At 52.4% G+C, this 16,435-nt stretch carries 9 protein-coding genes; 6 read left to right on the top strand and 3 right to left on the bottom strand.

Annotation, left to right across the window (positions count from 1 at the left end):
• Nucleotides 1-3 precede the first annotated feature (3 nt).
• Nucleotides 4-2,136: a dipeptidyl-peptidase Dpp7 gene (gene dpp7, locus H8S65_RS11450; RefSeq protein WP_363182467.1), complete on the top strand. Its 2,133-nt coding sequence runs from the start codon at nucleotides 4-6 to the stop codon at nucleotides 2,134-2,136.
• 97 nt (nucleotides 2,137-2,233) lie between these two features.
• On the opposite strand, the gene H8S65_RS11445 is transcribed toward dpp7, so the two are convergent.
• Nucleotides 2,234-2,401 (bottom strand): HU family DNA-binding protein, encoded by a 168-nt coding sequence (locus tag H8S65_RS11445; protein ID WP_186930164.1) that lies wholly within the window; start codon nucleotides 2,399-2,401, stop codon nucleotides 2,234-2,236.
• A gap of 180 nt (nucleotides 2,402-2,581) precedes the next feature.
• Between H8S65_RS11445 and H8S65_RS11440 the strand changes: the two genes are divergently transcribed.
• Nucleotides 2,582-4,156, top strand: coding sequence for a sulfatase family protein (locus tag H8S65_RS11440; RefSeq protein WP_186930110.1), 1,575 nt, complete (start codon nucleotides 2,582-2,584; stop codon nucleotides 4,154-4,156).
• Here H8S65_RS11440 and H8S65_RS11435 read toward each other — a convergent pair whose 3' ends face one another.
• Nucleotides 4,157-5,044 carry an AraC family transcriptional regulator gene (locus H8S65_RS11435; RefSeq protein WP_186930109.1) on the bottom strand — a complete coding sequence of 296 codons (888 nt, stop codon included), beginning with the start codon at nucleotides 5,042-5,044 and terminating at the stop codon, nucleotides 4,157-4,159.
• A 432-nt stretch (nucleotides 5,045-5,476) separates the two neighbouring features.
• Here H8S65_RS11435 and H8S65_RS11430 point away from each other — a divergent pair, with 432 nt between their 5' ends.
• From H8S65_RS11430 to H8S65_RS11415, 4 genes are read left to right on the top strand one after another with little or no spacing between them, the layout of a single operon-like run.
• Nucleotides 5,477-6,850: a sugar porter family MFS transporter gene (locus H8S65_RS11430; RefSeq protein ID WP_186930108.1), complete on the top strand. Its 1,374-nt coding sequence runs from the start codon at nucleotides 5,477-5,479 to the stop codon at nucleotides 6,848-6,850.
• Nucleotides 6,851-6,859: 9 nt separating this feature from the next.
• Nucleotides 6,860-10,159 (top strand): DUF5107 domain-containing protein, encoded by a 3,300-nt coding sequence (locus tag H8S65_RS11425; RefSeq protein WP_186930107.1) that lies wholly within the window; start codon nucleotides 6,860-6,862, stop codon nucleotides 10,157-10,159.
• Nucleotides 10,160-10,201: 42 nt separating this feature from the next.
• On the top strand, nucleotides 10,202-13,012 hold the full coding sequence (locus tag H8S65_RS11420) for a DUF8487 domain-containing protein (protein ID WP_186930106.1): 2,811 nt from the start codon (nucleotides 10,202-10,204) through the stop codon (nucleotides 13,010-13,012).
• A gap of 9 nt (nucleotides 13,013-13,021) precedes the next feature.
• Nucleotides 13,022-15,781 carry a DUF8487 domain-containing protein gene (locus H8S65_RS11415; protein ID WP_186930105.1) on the top strand — a complete coding sequence of 920 codons (2,760 nt, stop codon included), beginning with the start codon at nucleotides 13,022-13,024 and terminating at the stop codon, nucleotides 15,779-15,781.
• A 304-nt stretch (nucleotides 15,782-16,085) separates the two neighbouring features.
• On the opposite strand, the gene H8S65_RS20930 is transcribed toward H8S65_RS11415, so the two are convergent.
• The coding region (locus H8S65_RS20930; protein WP_222616279.1) for a DUF6383 domain-containing protein at nucleotides 16,086-16,435 on the bottom strand (350 nt) is incomplete at its 5' end.

Here is a 16,435-nt window from a genome sequence, read left to right as displayed (position 1 = left end):
TTTATGAAGAAGTTGTGGGCAGTGTTACTGCTTCTCGTTGCTTCAGGCCAAGTGTTTGCCGATGAGGGCATGTGGGTGCTGAAAGAGTTGAATAAACAAAACCTGGAGAGGATGAAGGAGTTGGGATTTACTCCGTCTTACGAACAGTTGTACAGTGAAACTGACCCATGTGTAGCCAATGCCGTCGTGATCTTCGGAGGAGGATGTACCGGTATTACCGTTTCGAATGAAGGGCTGGTTTTTACGAACCACCATTGTGGCTTCGGTTCGATCCAGCAGTTGAGCAGTGTGGAACACGATTACCTGAAAGACGGTTTTGTTTCGCAGAGTAAGGAAGAAGAGTTGCCGGTTCCGGGCCTGACGGTCCGTTACCTGCGTGAGACGGTGGACGTGAGCGACCGTATCAATTCACAGATCGCTTCGATCAAGGAAGAGCACCTGCGCCTGGCTGCTGCCGACTCGATCGGGCAGGCGATGGCCGATTCTGTGGGAAACACGGAGTTCCAGGCTGCCGACGTTGTGCCTTTCTATAATAATAACAAGTATTTCCTGATCGTCTACGATGTCTTCAACGACGTCCGCATGGTGTTCGCTCCGCCCAGCTCGGTCGGTAAGTTCGGCGGCGATACGGACAACTGGATGTGGCCGCGCCATACGGGTGACTTCTCCGTGTTCCGCGTATATGCCGGCGCTGATAACAAACCGGCTGCCTACAGCAAGGATAACAAGCCCTACCAGCCGAAATACGTGGCCGAGGTTTCGTTGCAAGGCTACCAGGACACCGATTACGCGATGACGATCGGTTTCCCCGGCAGCACGGACCGTTACCTCTGTTCATGGGGCGTGCAGCAGCGTATCGAGGATAGCAACAAACCGCGTATTGAAGTGCGCGGCATCAAGCAGGCGATCTGGAAAGACGCGATGCTTGCCAGCGACGAAGTGCGTATCAAATATGCCTCCAAATATGCCGGCAGCTCCAACTACTGGAAAAACTCGATCGGTATGAACAAGGGCTTGGCTAACCTGAATGTGATCGACCGCAAACGCGAAGAGGAAGCCGCTTTTGCCGCCTGGGTGGCACAAGACCCGAAGCGCAAGGAAGTCTATGGCGACGTGTTGAGCCTCCTGGAAAAGGGGTATACTTCTTCCGGCGAATACAAAAAGATCTCCACTTATTTAGGCGAAGCGTTCCTGAGCGGCGCCGAGATCGTGAAGCTGGCCCGCATGGTCCAGAGCGTGGATGTGAAGGGTTCTACCCCGGAGGAGATCGATATTTTCCTTGAAGACAATATTAAGCCTTTCTTCAAGGATTATGACGCAAGCCTCGACCAGAAGGTTCTGGCTGCCATGATGAAGATCGTGAAGGAGCGGGTTCCGGCAGAGAATCTTCCGGATATCTACAAAAAGGTGGACAAGAAATATAAAGGCGATTACGCGAAGTATGCCGCCGATGTATTCAAGAAGACCTCTATCCTGTCTTACGACAATATCGCCTCCATGCTGAAGGACCAGAAGAAATATGCGAAGCTGAAGAAGGACCCGGCTGCCGAGTTGAGCCTGTCCGTCCTGATCTCCCTCTTCGAATTGCAGCAGCTCACGGGTGATTCTTATTACGATATCGCCAAGGGCGAACGCCTGTATTTCGCCGGCTTGAAAGAGATGTACCCGGAAAAGGCACTTTCTTCGGATGCCAACTTTACGATGCGTGTGAGCTACGGTTCCATCGGCGGCTACCGTCCGTACGATGCAGCCTGGTATGATTACTATACGACCGAGAAGGGTATCTTCGAAAAAGAAAATCCCGAAAGCGACGAGTTCTGGGTTCAACCGGAGATCCTCGACCTGATCCGCAGCAAGGACTTCGGCCAGTATGCCAACAAGGACGGAGAGTTGCAGCTTTGCTTCCTTTCCAACAACGACATCACAGGCGGTAACTCCGGCAGTCCGGTATTTGACAAGAACGCCCGCCTGATCGGCCTCGCTTTCGACGGCAACTGGGAAGCCATGAGCGGCGACATCGCCTTCGAACCGGACTTGCAGCGCACGATCAGCGTCGACATACGCTATGTGCTGTATATGATTGACAAGTGGGGGAAATGCCCGCGGTTGATTGAGGAACTGAAATTGGTGAAATAATCCGGAAGCAGATTCCCATAAATAGTAAATGCCACCTCTGGCCTTCGACCGAAATACTCGAAGCCCGGAGGTGGCATTTCCCGTATATCTCCGTTTGTTACTTCTCTACCGGTACATACAGTACCACCTTTTCGAAGTGTACGGACCAGGAACGTAACTCCTTTTTCTCCATTACCGGGCGGTATTTCAGGGAGAGGGAAAAGGAGCCCGACTCATCCAGCATTCCTTTTCCTTCCATATCACAGCTATGTTCCGTCTGTATCATAACTGTGCTTCTTCTGTATCACAGCTATGATATGAATAACGGACGGCAACCAAGGTGCAACATATTCCTGGAGAATCATACTGTGTACGGGGTAGTTTTTTGTAACCTTATCTAAAATGGGCGGTAACCATATCCAATAAATTTCGTTACTTTTGCAGGAAAGAAAACAAAAGACATACCATGAAAACATTGAACAACCTCATCATTTGTACCGGCCTCCTGGCGACAGCCTCCCCGGTGCTGGCAGCCGGCAAAGCGGAAGCGGCCGGCGAACGCCCGAACATCCTCTTTATCCTCTCCGACGACCATACCTCGCAGGCGTGGGGGATATATGGCGGAATCCTGCGCGATTATGTGAAAAACGAGAATATACGCCGCCTGGCAGCCGAAGGATGCGTGCTCGACAACTGCTTTTGCACGAACTCGATCTCCGCGCCCAGCCGTGCCACTATTATGACGGGGGCATACAGCCATCATAACGGAGTCTACACGCTCGAAGACGGGCTCGACCCGATGGCGGACAATATCGCCAAACAGATGCAGCAAGGCGGTTACCAGACCGCACTGATCGGTAAATGGCATTTGAAGAAACAACCTTCCGGCTTCGATTACTTCTGTGTTTTCCATGACCAGGGGGAATACTGGGACCCGCTGTTCAAGACCGCCGAAGGCTGGGTGGACGACGACCAGGGAAAGAGCGGGAAGGTGGAGAAAGGCTTCTCGACCGACCTGGTGACCGACAAGACGATCCGGTGGATCCGTTCGCGCGATAAGGAACAGCCCTTTATGATGTGCTGCCATTTCAAGGCGACGCACGAACCGTGGGATTTCCCCGAACGGCTGGCGCATATCTATGACGGGGTTACATTCCCCGAACCGGCAAACATGATGGAGTTCGGGCCGGAAGAGTCCGGGCGTACCTTCCCCGGACAGCCGTTGGAGGACATGGCACGCCGGTGGGGCATCGCGTCGAAAGATCCGGACTCGTGGTGGTGCAAGTACCCGGAACTGCCTTTCTCCATAGAAGGGATGAGCAAGGAAGACGCACGCCGGAAAATCTATCAGAAGTTGATTCGCGACTACCTGCGTTGCGGGGCGGCCATCGACGACAATATCGGCCGCCTGCTGCGTTTCCTCGACGAAGAAGGGCTGGCCGAGAATACGATCGTGGTGTATGTCTCCGATCAGGGCTATTTCCTCGGCGAACACGGTATGTTCGACAAGCGCATGATGTTTGAGGAACCGCTCCGTATGCCTTTTGTCATCCGCTACCCGAAGGAGATCCCCGCCGGAACGCGCAATAGCGACATCATCCTCAACACGGATTTTGCTTCCCTGCTGGCCGACTATGCCGGAGTGAACGCTCCGTCGTGCAGCGAAGGCCGCAGTTTCCGCGACAACCTGAAAGGTGAGACTCCGCACGACTGGCGGCAGTCCATGTACTACCGCTACTGGACGCATCACAAAATACGCCCGGCTCACATCGGCATCCGGAGCCATCGCTATAAACTGATGTTCCTCTACGGCGACCCGCTGAATGCAACGGGCTCGGATAAGGCTCCGGTCAACCCGTCCTGGGAATTTTACGACCTGCTCGCCGACCCGCACGAAAACCATAACGTCTACGGTTCCCCTACCTATGCCGGTGAAATCGAGAAGATGAAACGCGAGCTCCTGAAACTCCGCCGCGAGGTAGGCGATACCGATGCCGCAACCCCCCGGATGCAGGAGATTATGGATGAGTATTATTGGTAATTACCCTTTCTTCATCTTCTTGTACTCGCGCGGCGGCATCCCCATGACCTTGCTGAAGAGACGGGAGAAGTAGTAGGTGTCTTCGATGCCGATCTTGTAGCAGACCTGGTTCACCTTCATATCCGTGAAGTCTAAGAGCTGGCAGGCTTGCTGTATCTTCAATTGGTTGAAGTAGGTCAGCGGAGCATAGCCTGTCCGCTGGCTGAACAGGACGGAGAAGTGTGAGGAGGAATAGCCCGTGTGGGCGGCGATCTCCTGCAACGTCAGCTTTTTCTCGATGTTCTCCTTCATGAAATGGATGGCAGCCGTCACGATATCGTTCTTTTCCGTTTCGTGGCGGGCGGCATCCCGGTACTGTTGCAAGTAGCGCAAAGTGCCGAGGTAGTGGTAGAAGATGGAGCAGGCATAGAGCAAGTTCTCATGGCTGTAGCCCATTTCCAGCGTCCGGAGTATCTCTTCGAACATATCGATGCGGTTGCTGATGCGGGAGTGCATCCCCGGTTTGATCTCGATCGGGCGTGTGCACTGCCTGGCGAGATGGGGGGCTAACTTGCCTTTAAAATGAATCCAGTAGATCGTCCACGGGTCCTCCTCGTTGGCCCCGTAAGCATGCGGTTTCCCTGCCGGCAGGATGAAATATTGGTTGGCGGTCACGGGGTACATCTGATCTTCCGTTCGGAACCAGCCTGATCCTTCTATACAATAGATGAAGACGAACTGCGTGATCGGCTCCTGCCGTTCCCTGAAATGGTGCCACGCTTTCGGGTAATATCCGATGTCGGTAATGTGTAAAATGGAGGAAATAGGGTCTTCCTCCATTTCGTGGATAATGGACTGTGGAAGGACAAGCGCCCGCTCCCCGCTGAAACCGTCTTTTCTTCTGATCATAATACTTTGATTTGGGAATGATGCAAACTTACGATTAAAATCGGAAGATCGTCCATCTTTATAAATTTTTTATCTATTTATTCTTCCCGCAAAAGGCATTTACTTTGTATCCGTATCTTAATCATTCAATATTGGCAGGTAAATGTGATTTATCAGCGAGCTAACAAACGAGGTTTGCCTCGTAGCTGTAGGCTCTTTTTTGCCGTCTGCTTCAGCAGACGGTTTAAAAGGTCTGGAGGCAAAGCCTCTTCCTTTGTGGGCTTCAGCCCCTTTTATGGATTATATTTAAAGGGGTTAAAACCCACAGGGGAACCGGCAAAGCCGGAGCAATCATCTATCCGGCAAAAGAGAACTTGCGGCACAAGGCGCAGTCTTGTCTGTTAGCTCACCGGTAGATCTTCATTTGCCGCAAAAACTTAATAACTAATTATCATGAAACAAACAACAGGCTATTTGTTATTGATCTGTCTCGTCTCGGCAATGGGCGGATTGCTGTTCGGTTACGACTGGGTGGTGATCGGAGGAGCCAAGATATTTTATGAACCCTTTTTCAGCTTAGAAGGTTCGGCGGCCCTCCGCGGCTGGGCGATGAGTAGCGCGCTGGTCGGCTGTTTGGCGGGAGCTTTGCTTTCGGGAGCCTGGAGCGACCGCTACGGGCGTAAGAAGATGTTGATCGCGGCCTCTTTCCTTTTTGTCGCTTCGGCCATTGGGACCGGGGCGGTGGATCGTTTTTTCTGGTTCGTCGTCTATCGTATTGTCGGAGGATTCGGCATCGGCATTGCTTCGAACGTATCTCCGGTTTATATAGCGGAAGTTTCCCCCGCCTCCGTCCGGGGCAAGTTTGTTTCGCTCAACCAACTGACTATTGTGTTGGGTATCCTGATGGCTCAGTTGGCGAACTGGCAGATCGGCGAATATTTTACGGCCGGCAGCGAGATGTTGAGTGCGGAAAGTATCGAGTGGGCCTGGCGCTGGATGTTCTGGGCGGAGCTGGTTCCGGCGGGATTGTTCTTTGTCCTCTCCTTTGTGATTCCCGAAAGTCCCCGCTGGCTGGCTACAGCCGGACGGTCTGACGAGGCTGGTAAGATACTCGTGCGCGTAGGCGGTTCGGAGTATGCCGGACAGACACTCTCTGAATTAGGACAGTTGAACGAAGACAAGAAAGAAAAGGCCAATTGGGGCGCATTGTTGCAGCCCGGTGTGCGCAGTGTGCTGGTGATCGGGATCGTACTGGCTGTTTTCCAGCAGTGGTGCGGGATTAATGTGATCTTCAATTATGCGCAGGAAATCTTTTCGGCTGCCGGCTATGCTGTGTCCGATGTCCTGATGAATATCGTGGTGACGGGTGTGACGAACGTGATCTTTACGTTTGTCGCCATCTATACGGTGGATAAATGGGGACGGCGCACGCTGATGTTTGTCGGTTCGGCGGGGCTGGCGGTGATCTATTTTATTTTAGGGACCTGCTATTTCTTAGGGGTGAGCGGCTGGCCGATGTTGCTTTTGGTGGTTTTGGCGATTGCCTGCTATGCGATGTCCCTGGCTCCGGTGGTCTGGGTGGTGCTCTCCGAAATCTTCCCCGTCCGTATACGCGGGATGGCGATGGCGCTCTCCACCTTCTTCCTTTGGGTGGCTTGCTTCCTGCTCACTTATACTTTCCCGATCCTGAACGAGGCGGTCGGCGCTTCGGGCACGTTCTGGCTGTATGGCGGGATCTGTTTGGCCGGTTTCCTCTTTATACGGGCCAAGCTCCCTGAAACCAAAGGCAAGACACTGGAAGAATTAGAAAAAGAATTAACGAAATAACTTTAGAATATGGCAGAGAATGTAAAAGTTTGGGAAGAAGACATCCTTCTCCCTACCTACGGCATCGGTAAACCGGAAAAGAATCCGATGTTCCTGGAAAAACGCGTGTACCAGGGAAGCAGCGGGGTCGTATATCCGTATCCTGTAATTGAAAAGATCGAAGATACCTGTGAGGACAAGTCCTATCACGCCGTGTATCTGGAAAATGAATATATAAAGGTAATGATCCTGCCGGAACTCGGCGGACGGGTGCAGATGGCATACGACAAGATCAAGCAGCGTCATTTCATTTATTACAATCATGTGATCAAGCCGGCCCTGGTCGGACTGACCGGCCCCTGGATCTCCGGCGGCATCGAGTTCAACTGGCCGCAGCACCACCGTCCGAGCACGTTCCTTCCGGTGGATTATTCGATCGAGAAAAAGCCGGACGGCAGTGTGGTTGTTTGGGTTAGCGAAAGGGAACGTATGTTCCACCAGAAAGGTATGGCCGGGTTCACGTTACGTCCGGGCCGTGCTGTTCTGGAAATACAGGGGAAGGTGTACAACCCGACTCCTGTTCCGCAGACTTTCCTTTGGTGGGCGAATCCGGCGGTTGCCGTGAACGAGCAATACCAGTCGGTCTTCCCCGGCGATGTGAATGCCGTTTTCGATCATGGAAAGCGGGATGTCTCGCGCTATCCGATTGCTACCGGGACCTATTATAAGATGGATTATTCGGCAGGTGTCGATATTTCCCGCTATAAGAATATCCCTGTGCCGACGTCCTACATGGCGATCCGTTCCAACTATAATTTTGTCGGCGGTTATGAAAACGATACCCGTGCCGGTGTCCTGCATGTCGCCAACCACCATGTCTCTCCGGGTAAAAAGCAATGGACCTGGGGAAACGGCGATTTCGGGCAGGCCTGGGATCGCAACCTGACGGATGCGGACGGTCCTTATATCGAGTTGATGACGGGAGTCTACACCGACAACCAACCGGATTTCACCTGGTTGCAGCCGTATGAAGAAAAGACTTTCACCCAGTATTTTATGCCGTACCGGGAATTGGGAGTGGTGAAGAATGCTTCTTCCGACCTGTTGATGAACATCGAGCCGGAAGGAGAAGCACTGCGCCTGAAGATCTTTGCCACTTCTGCCCAAAAAGAGCTGCATATCGTGGTCACAAAAGCCGGAGAACAGATTCTGGATATTGTCCGCGACGTCACCCCGGAAGCAATCCTGGAAGAACTATTCCCAAGGGTAGAATTTACAGGCTTAAGGGTATCGGTTTATACCCTTAAGGGAAAACTCCTTCTATCCTGGGAACCCGAACCCAATGAGATAAAGGAAGTACCCGAACCGGCAAAAGCCGCTCTCGACCCGAAGGATATCCGGACGACGGAACAACTCTACCTGACCGGTTTGCATCTTGAGCAATATCGTCATGCAACCTATTCCGCAACCGACTATTATGAAGAGGCGCTCAGCCGTGAACCGGACGATGTCCGCAACAATAACGCAATGGGGCTGTGGCTGATCCGCAAGGGGCAGTTTGCAAAAGCCGAACCTTATTTACGCCGTGCTGTCAAGACGCTGACGGAAAAGAACCCGAACCCGTATGATGGCGAGCCTTTGTATAATCTCGGATTGTCGCTGAAATACCAGGGCAAGGCGGATGAGGCATACGACTGTTTCTATAAAGCCTGTTGGAATGCGGCCTGGCAGGATGCCGGGTATTATTCGCTGGCCCAGTTATCCGCCGCAAAAGGCAATTGGGAGGATGCTTTGTATGAAATAGATAAATCCCTGCTCCGCAATTGGCATAACCTGCGCGGTCGCCATCTGAAAGCTGTCGTTCTCCGTCATCTCGGACGTGTGGACGAGGCGTTAGACCTGATCCGGGAATCCCTCGCGATCGACCGCTTCAACTTCGGCTGTAGCTTTGAAGAGTATCTGTTGACGGGCGAGCAAGCTATCCTGGACGACCTGCTCGTGCGGATGCGTTCGGAAGGACATAACTACGAGGAATTGTCGCTCGACTATGCCTCTGCCGGCTGCTTCGAAGAAGCCCTGAAGGTGGTTGAGGCCGCTTGCGAAGTAGTTGTCTCGGAACGCACATTGCTGCATTATTATAAAAGCTGGTTCCTGTTATCCTTAGGCCGCCTGAAAGAGGCTGAAATGGCTATCTGCGTTGCCGAGCGCCAGCCGGCTGACTGCTGCTTCCCGAATGCCCTCGAAGCGATCGCGGCTTTACAGGCGGTGATCCGGTTTACGGACGTCGCCCCCAAAGCCCATTACTATTTAGGTAACCTGTGGTACGACAAACGCCAGTACACCGAAGCGATAGCCGAATGGGAGAAGTCGGTCGGACAAGACGATACGTTTCCGACGGTTCTCCGTAACTTGTCATTGGCCTATTTCAACAAACTGAATAAACAGCAGGAAGCAGTGGCTCTGCTCGAAAGGGCGTTCAGGCTGGACACACAAGATGCACGCATCCTGATGGAGCTCGACCAGTTGTATAAACGCCTGAACCGTCCCCATGCCGATCGCTTGGACTTGTTAGACAAGCAGAAAGAAGTGGCTTTCTCCCGTGATGACCTCTATTTGGAATATGTCACCTTATTGAATCAGTTAGGACGTTATGAAGAAGCGATCCGCATGATCGATGCCCGCCGTTTCCATCCCTGGGAAGGGGGAGAAGGGAAAGTCCCTGCCCAGTACCAGTTGGCACGTGTCGAGTTGGTAAAAGCCTGCCTGAAAGCCGGGGAGAATGAAAAAGCATTGGACCTGATCGAAGAATGTTTCATCTATCCCCATAACTTAGGCGAGGGGAAACTCTATGGCGCCCAGGAGAACGATTTCAATTACTACAAAGCCTGTGCTTTGCGAGCATTGGGACGTGAAGCCGAAGCACACGAACTGTTCTTGGCAGCCAGCACCGGGAATAGCCAACCGGCAGCCGCCATGTACTACAACGACCAGAAGCCGGATAAGATCTTCTACCAGGGACTGGCGCTCCGTAAGTTAGGACGTGAAGAAGAAGCCCGCGGGCGCTTTAACCGGCTGATCGACTTCGGTGAAAAGCATTTGTTCGACACCTTCAAGATGGACTATTTCGCCGTCTCGCTCCCCGATCTCCAGATTTGGGAAGACGACATGGACAAGAAGAACCGCATCCATTGCAACTACCTGATGGGGTTGGGGCATCTCGGACTCGGCAACCTCGACAAGGCAGAACGTTATTTCCGCATCGCCGCCGGAATGGACAATAACCACCAGGGAGTACAGATACATTTGCAAATGGTCGGAAACCTTTTATAGTGTAACGGGCGTGATATATGAATTACTTAAACTGATAGGATTATGAAGCAGGTAAACATCTTTTTATTTTGGGCCTCGATAAGCCTGATATTCTTTTTATCCTGTAAAGAGACTTCTTCCGAATTGTCTCTGGCAGGTGAGTGGCAATTTGCTTTGGACCCGGAGGATGCCGGAGTAGGGCAGGAGTGGCAAAATAAAGACCTGGGAGACGTTGTCCGTCTGCCGGGTTCATTACAAGAGCAGGGGAAAGGCGAAGATGTCAGCCTGGACACCCGGTGGACCGGACAGGTTGTCGATAGCTCCTGGTATAATGCGCCCGAATATGCCAAGTACCGGCAACCGGGCAATATCAAAGTGCCTTTCTGGTTGAACCCGGACAAGCATTATGTTGGTGCAGCCTGGTATCAGAAGAAAGTGAATGTGCCTTCCGGTTGGGAGAACCGCCCGGTCGTCCTTTATCTGGAACGGACGCATTGGGCGACAACCCTCTATATGGATGGTAAGAAAATGGGTGATCAGAACTCCCTTCAGACTCCCCACCGCTTTGTCTTAGACGGCCTGCAAGCCGGAGAGCATACAATCACATTGCGCGTGGATAACCGCCTTTATGCAGAGGTCGGAATAAATGCACATAGTGTTTCCGACCATACGCAAAGCAACTGGAACGGAATTATCGGGGACATCAGGCTGTCGGCAAAGCCTTTCCGGTATATCGAATCCGTCCAAATCTATCCGGATCTGAAGAAAAAGCAGGCTACATTAAAGATACGGCTGGCTGGAAATGCCGGCAAAGATAATTCGACTCTTTCCTTGCAGGCGGAAACCGCTTCTGGAAAACCTGTCGGTGAATTTGTCCAGGTGGAAGTCGATGCGAAAAACTCGGATAACTGTATCGAAGCGACTGTAGAGATGGGAGAAGAGATAAAAACCTGGTCCGAGCATACCCCGAATGTCTACAGGATGAATGTCTTATTGCAGTCGCCGGATGGAGTTGACAGAAAGGCCTGCGATTTCGGTTTCCGTGAGTTCAAGGCAAACGGTACGCGTTTCGAGGTTAACGGGCAGCCCGTCTTCCTGCGCGGTACGCTCGAATGCTGCATATTCCCGCTGACAGGATATCCCGCCATGCAAAATGATTATTGGGCTAAGATCTACCGTACCTGCAAGGAGTACGGCTTGAATCATGTCCGTTTCCACTCCTGGTGTCCCCCGGAAGCCGCTTTCCATGTGGCCGACAGTATGGGAATCTACCTGCAAGTAGAATGCGGCGGATGGGCGGAAGTCGGTAGCGGCAAACCGCAGGATCAGTGGTTGAAGGAAGAGAGCGACCGCATCCTCGAAGAATACGGCAACCATCCTTCCTTCTGCATGATGGTCTACGGCAATGAACCCGGTGGGGCAGACCAGGTGCGCTATCTTTCCGGTCTGGTCGATCATTGGAAGAAGGAAGATCCCCGCCGTGTCTATTCCAGTGCCGCCGGATGGCCGTATGTGGAGAATGCCGACTACTGGAACACTCCCGACCCGCGCATACAGGCTTGGGGTGCAGGCATCAACAGCATTATCAACCGGGAGGCTCCCCGGACGGATTACGATTTTGCCGGCAAGATCCGGGCAAACATGCCGACCGTCAGCCACGAAATCGGGCAGTGGTGCGTCTACCCCAACTTCAAGGAAATAGAGAAATATACAGGCGTACTGAAAGCCAAAAACTTAGAAATATTCAGGGAGACCTTAGCCGGTAAAGGTATGGAAGATATGGGAGAGAAATTCCTTTATGCCTCCGGGCGCTTGCAGACCCTCTGCTATAAGGCGGATATCGAAGCTGCTCTCCGTACACCGGGTTTTGCCGGTTTCCAACTGCTTGACTTGCATGACTTTCCCGGACAGGGGACAGCACTGGTAGGTGTGCTCGACCCCTTCTGGGAAGATAAAGGATATGTGACGGGTGAGGAATACCGCACGTTCTGTAACAGCACTGTTCCGCTGGCCCGTTTCCCGAAAATGGTCTGGTTGAATAATGAAAAACTGGAAGTCCCGCTGGAAATAGCCCACTTCGGCGAGAAGCCGCTTCCCGAAACAACGATCCGCTGGACTGTTTCGACTGCGGACAAACAGATCTTGAAGGAAGGCTCTTTCACGCGTGAGCTGCCCCTCGGCAATTGCATACCGGCCGGAACGATTGGCTGCGACCTTTCTGAGATCAAAGAACCTTCCCAACTTCTTGTCTCTGTCCAAATTGGGGACACGGATATACGGAATCAGTGGAATATCTGGGTCTATCCGGCAGTGAAAAAGACGGTCGATAATCTCCCGTATATCACGACACGTCTGGACCGGACGGCGCAGGATAAACTAAATAACGGCGGGTCCGTCCTGCTGTTGACCTACGGAACCGTCCCGTCTGAAAAGGGAGGCGACATAGCCGTCGGCTTCTCCAGCATCTTCTGGAATACGGCTTGGACCCGTGGGCAGGCTCCGCATACGCTGGGTGTCTGTTGTGATCCGAAACATCCGGCATTGGCAGCTTTCCCGAATGAGGGAATGAGCGATTATCAATGGTGGGATCTGATGAACCGTTGCGATGCCATGATCTTGGATGATTATCCGAAGGATTTCCGCCCGATCGTCCATATCGTCGACGACTGGTTTACGAACCGCAAACTCGGAATGCTCTACGAAGCCCGTGTCGGAAAAGGCAAACTGTTGGTTTGTGGCGCCGACCTGCAAAACGATTTGGATAAACGCCCGGCAGCAGCCCAGTTCCGGCAGAGCCTTTTGGAATATATGGCATCCGGATCGTTCAACCCGTCGCAGGAGTTAAAAATAGAAGACGTATTATACACTAAATAGGAGCAAGGAATGAAAAGACTCTCTATGTTATTGATCGGTCTGTTTGCCTGCCTGACGGTTCAGGCGGCACAGACCGACCGGATGGATCTTTCCGGGCTGTGGCGTTTCCAATTGGACCCGATGGGATTCGGCAAGACTCCTGGATCGGAATTGTATTTGAGTAAACTGACGGAAACGATCGAACTGCCCGGCTCTATGGACGAAGGGGGCAAGGGGATCCGGAATATCGTGGCACATGTGGACCGCCTGAGCCGCAAGTTCGAATATTGCGGACAGGCGTGGTATCAGCGTGAAGTCGTGATACCCGAAGAATGGGAAGGAAGAGAAATCATCCTCTCGCTGGAACGCTGCCATTGGGAAACAGCCGTTTTTGTGGATGGCGAACCGGTTGCGACCGATGAACGGCTTTCCACCCCGAACCGCTTTACCTTGACAAAACAATTGACACCCGGCTTGCACACCCTGACGCTCTGTGTAGACAACCGCCTGAAATACCCGATGGACCAGTGGAACCACGGGACGACCGAATACACGCAAACGAACTGGAACGGAGTAGTCGGCCGGATGGAACTCATTGCCAAGCCGTCTTGCTATATCGGGAAGATGGATATTTATCCCGATATCGAAGCGAAGAAGGTAAATGTACGCCTCGCCCTCCACGCTTCCGGGAACCCGGTAAAAGGAGAACTCACCCTCCGTATCCGGGAGAAGGACGGTAGAGAAGTCTGCCGGTCAGTAGTCCCCGTATCTCTTTCCGGCAAAGAAGGCAAGATCGAGCAGGAGCTTGCCTTGGGCAAGGATATGAAACTGTGGGACGAGTTTTCCCCCGCCTTATATGGCCTGACCGCTACACTTGCGACGGAGGCAGGCGAGGATATACGTTCGTCCGTCTTCGGTATGCGCCGCGTGGAACAAGGCCGGAACCATGTCCGTGTGAACGGTCGCGACATCCACCTGCGCGGTGTCCTGGACTGTTGCGTCTTTCCGCTCACCGGCTATCCGGCTACGGATGTGAAGGAGTGGAAACGCATCTTTCATACAGTGAAAGACTACGGTATGAACCATGTCCGCTTTCATTCCTGGTGTCCGCCGGAGGCTGCTTTCGATGCGGCAGACGAATTGGGACTTTACCTGCAGGTCGAACTTCCGATGTGGATCAAGGATGTCGGGCAATACCCCGCCCGCCGCGATTTCTTCGAGAAGGAGATGTATGCTATTCTCGATGAATATGGCAACCACCCTTCCTTCATCCTCTTTTGCAATGGCAATGAGAACGAAGGCGACTTTGCTGTCCTCGAAGACCTCGTGAAGAAAGGGCAGGCCCACGACAACCGCCGTCTCTATTCCGCCTCTACGGCTCGCACGCATGTGAAGTCTGACCAGTATTATACTTCCCACGTGGCTGCCAATGTCGGAGAAAAGAACAAACGCTGGATCACCGTCTACGAAGGCAAACCCTCTACCGACTGGGATCGCGGCGAAGAGTCGTCCATCGACGTTCCGGTCATCGCCCACGAAACGGGGCAGCGTTGCATGTACCCCAACTTCGAAGAGATGAAGAAATATACAGGCATATTGGAACCACGCAACTTCAAAGTCTATCAAGACCGGCTTGCCAAGAATGGCATGCTTCATCAGGCAGGTGATTTCTTCCGTGCCACCGGCGCTCATACCGTCCTCCAATATAAGGAAGTGAATGAAGCTTTGTTGCGTACCTCTACTTCCGGCGGTTTCCAGTTGCTCGGTCTTTCGGATTTCCCCGGACAAGGGAGCGCCTTTGTCGGTATCTTGGATGCTTTCTGGGAAAGCAAAGGGCTGGTAACCCCTGAGAAATACCGCGAGTCATGTGGCCCGGTCGTCCTGTTGGCGCGTCTGCCGAAGCGTACCTATACAAATGCGGAGACCTTTACTGCGAAGATGGGTATCTATCATTTCGGTCCCGAAACGATCCGCAAAGGCCAACTGGCCTGGCAACTCGAAAGTGAAAGCGGAGAGGTTACGGCAAGCGGTAAGCTAAGCCATAAGGAAATCCCGTTCAGCACGGTCGATTCTTTAGGCATTATCCATATCCCGTTGGACAAGATCACGACCGCCGGACGCTACACCCTGAAAGCGCGTATCGCCGGAAATATCCGTAACGAATGGGATATCTGGGTCTATCCTGCCGTCAAGCAGCCTGCGTCCGAAGGTTACAAATACGTCCGTCGGTGGACCGAAGCGAAAGAACTTCTTCAAAAAGGCGAGAACGTCCTGCTGATCCCGGACAGTTGCGCCGGACGGAAGACGCATTTCGCCAGCCATTTCTGGAACCCGATCATGTTCAACTGGAAACCGATGATCGTCGGAACGCGTATCGAACACCGACACCCGGTTTTCCGTGACTTCCCGACCTCCTACTATGCCGACTGGCAGTGGTGGGACATCCTGAACTACGCCACGGCTGTCGACCTGACCGATATGCGTGCCTTGACTCCCGTTATCCAGAGTGTCGATACCTACGAGGTCAACCGCAAGCTCGGTATCTCGTTTGAAGCCCGTGTCGGTAGCGGCAAGCTGTTTGTCCTCACGGTCGATCCGGTTAAGGATATAGAGAAACGCCCGGCCATGCAACAACTGTTGACATCGGTTCGCAACTATGTTGCCTCCGACCGTTTTGTCCCGGCAGTGTCCTTGCAACCGTACGAACTCGATGCTTTGTTCGATTACGGCAAGATCCATAACACTGAAACCCGGTCTGGCGAAGCCATTAAGCAATTATTAAATCAATAAATCCTTCGATGAAGAGGATGTATTAAAATTCAGTCTTTAAAATAACGAAGCCCCGAAGATGTCGATCACCTCCGGGGCTTGTTTTCTGTATGCTTTCGTCCTTCACAGGGCTACAGGCTACATTGAACTTTTAATTTCAATATACTTTAGTATTATTAATATTAAATCTGACCGCTTGTTCGCCTGTCGCAGGGTAATTGCCGTTTTCACGGTACGCGGCCAAACACTTTAGAATTATTTGATTATAAAATATCTTCCTGCCGGGGGATCAATCCCCCGGCAAGGGAAATTTTTTTGTTTTCTTTTATTTTACAATTGCTTTGACAGCTTCTTCGCCTTCGACAGCTACTACGACTACACCCTGGGGAGCAGCGATTACAGCGTTGTCGGAAGTAAGAACCGTGTTGGCTACTACCTGGCCTAAGATGTTGCTTACAACAACCTTCTTGCCGGCAGCGTTAGCGATCGTTACCTGGCCTTCGCCTGCGATAACGGCTACTTCAGATGTTGCGATTGTTTCGTTGTCTGTTGCAATTACATCGTCTGCAGAAACTTCAAGAACGTTTACGACAACTGCATCTTCTTTCGGACCCATTGCCAATACACCGTTGATGTTGTGAACGTAGTTCTTTCCATTTGCATTCTGGCATACGA

This window comes from Parabacteroides hominis, assembly GCF_014287585.1.
Taxonomy (GTDB): domain Bacteria; phylum Bacteroidota; class Bacteroidia; order Bacteroidales; family Tannerellaceae; genus Parabacteroides; species Parabacteroides hominis.
Note: the sequence above shows the minus strand (reverse complement) of the source record. Positions and strands in the feature narration are given on the sequence as shown.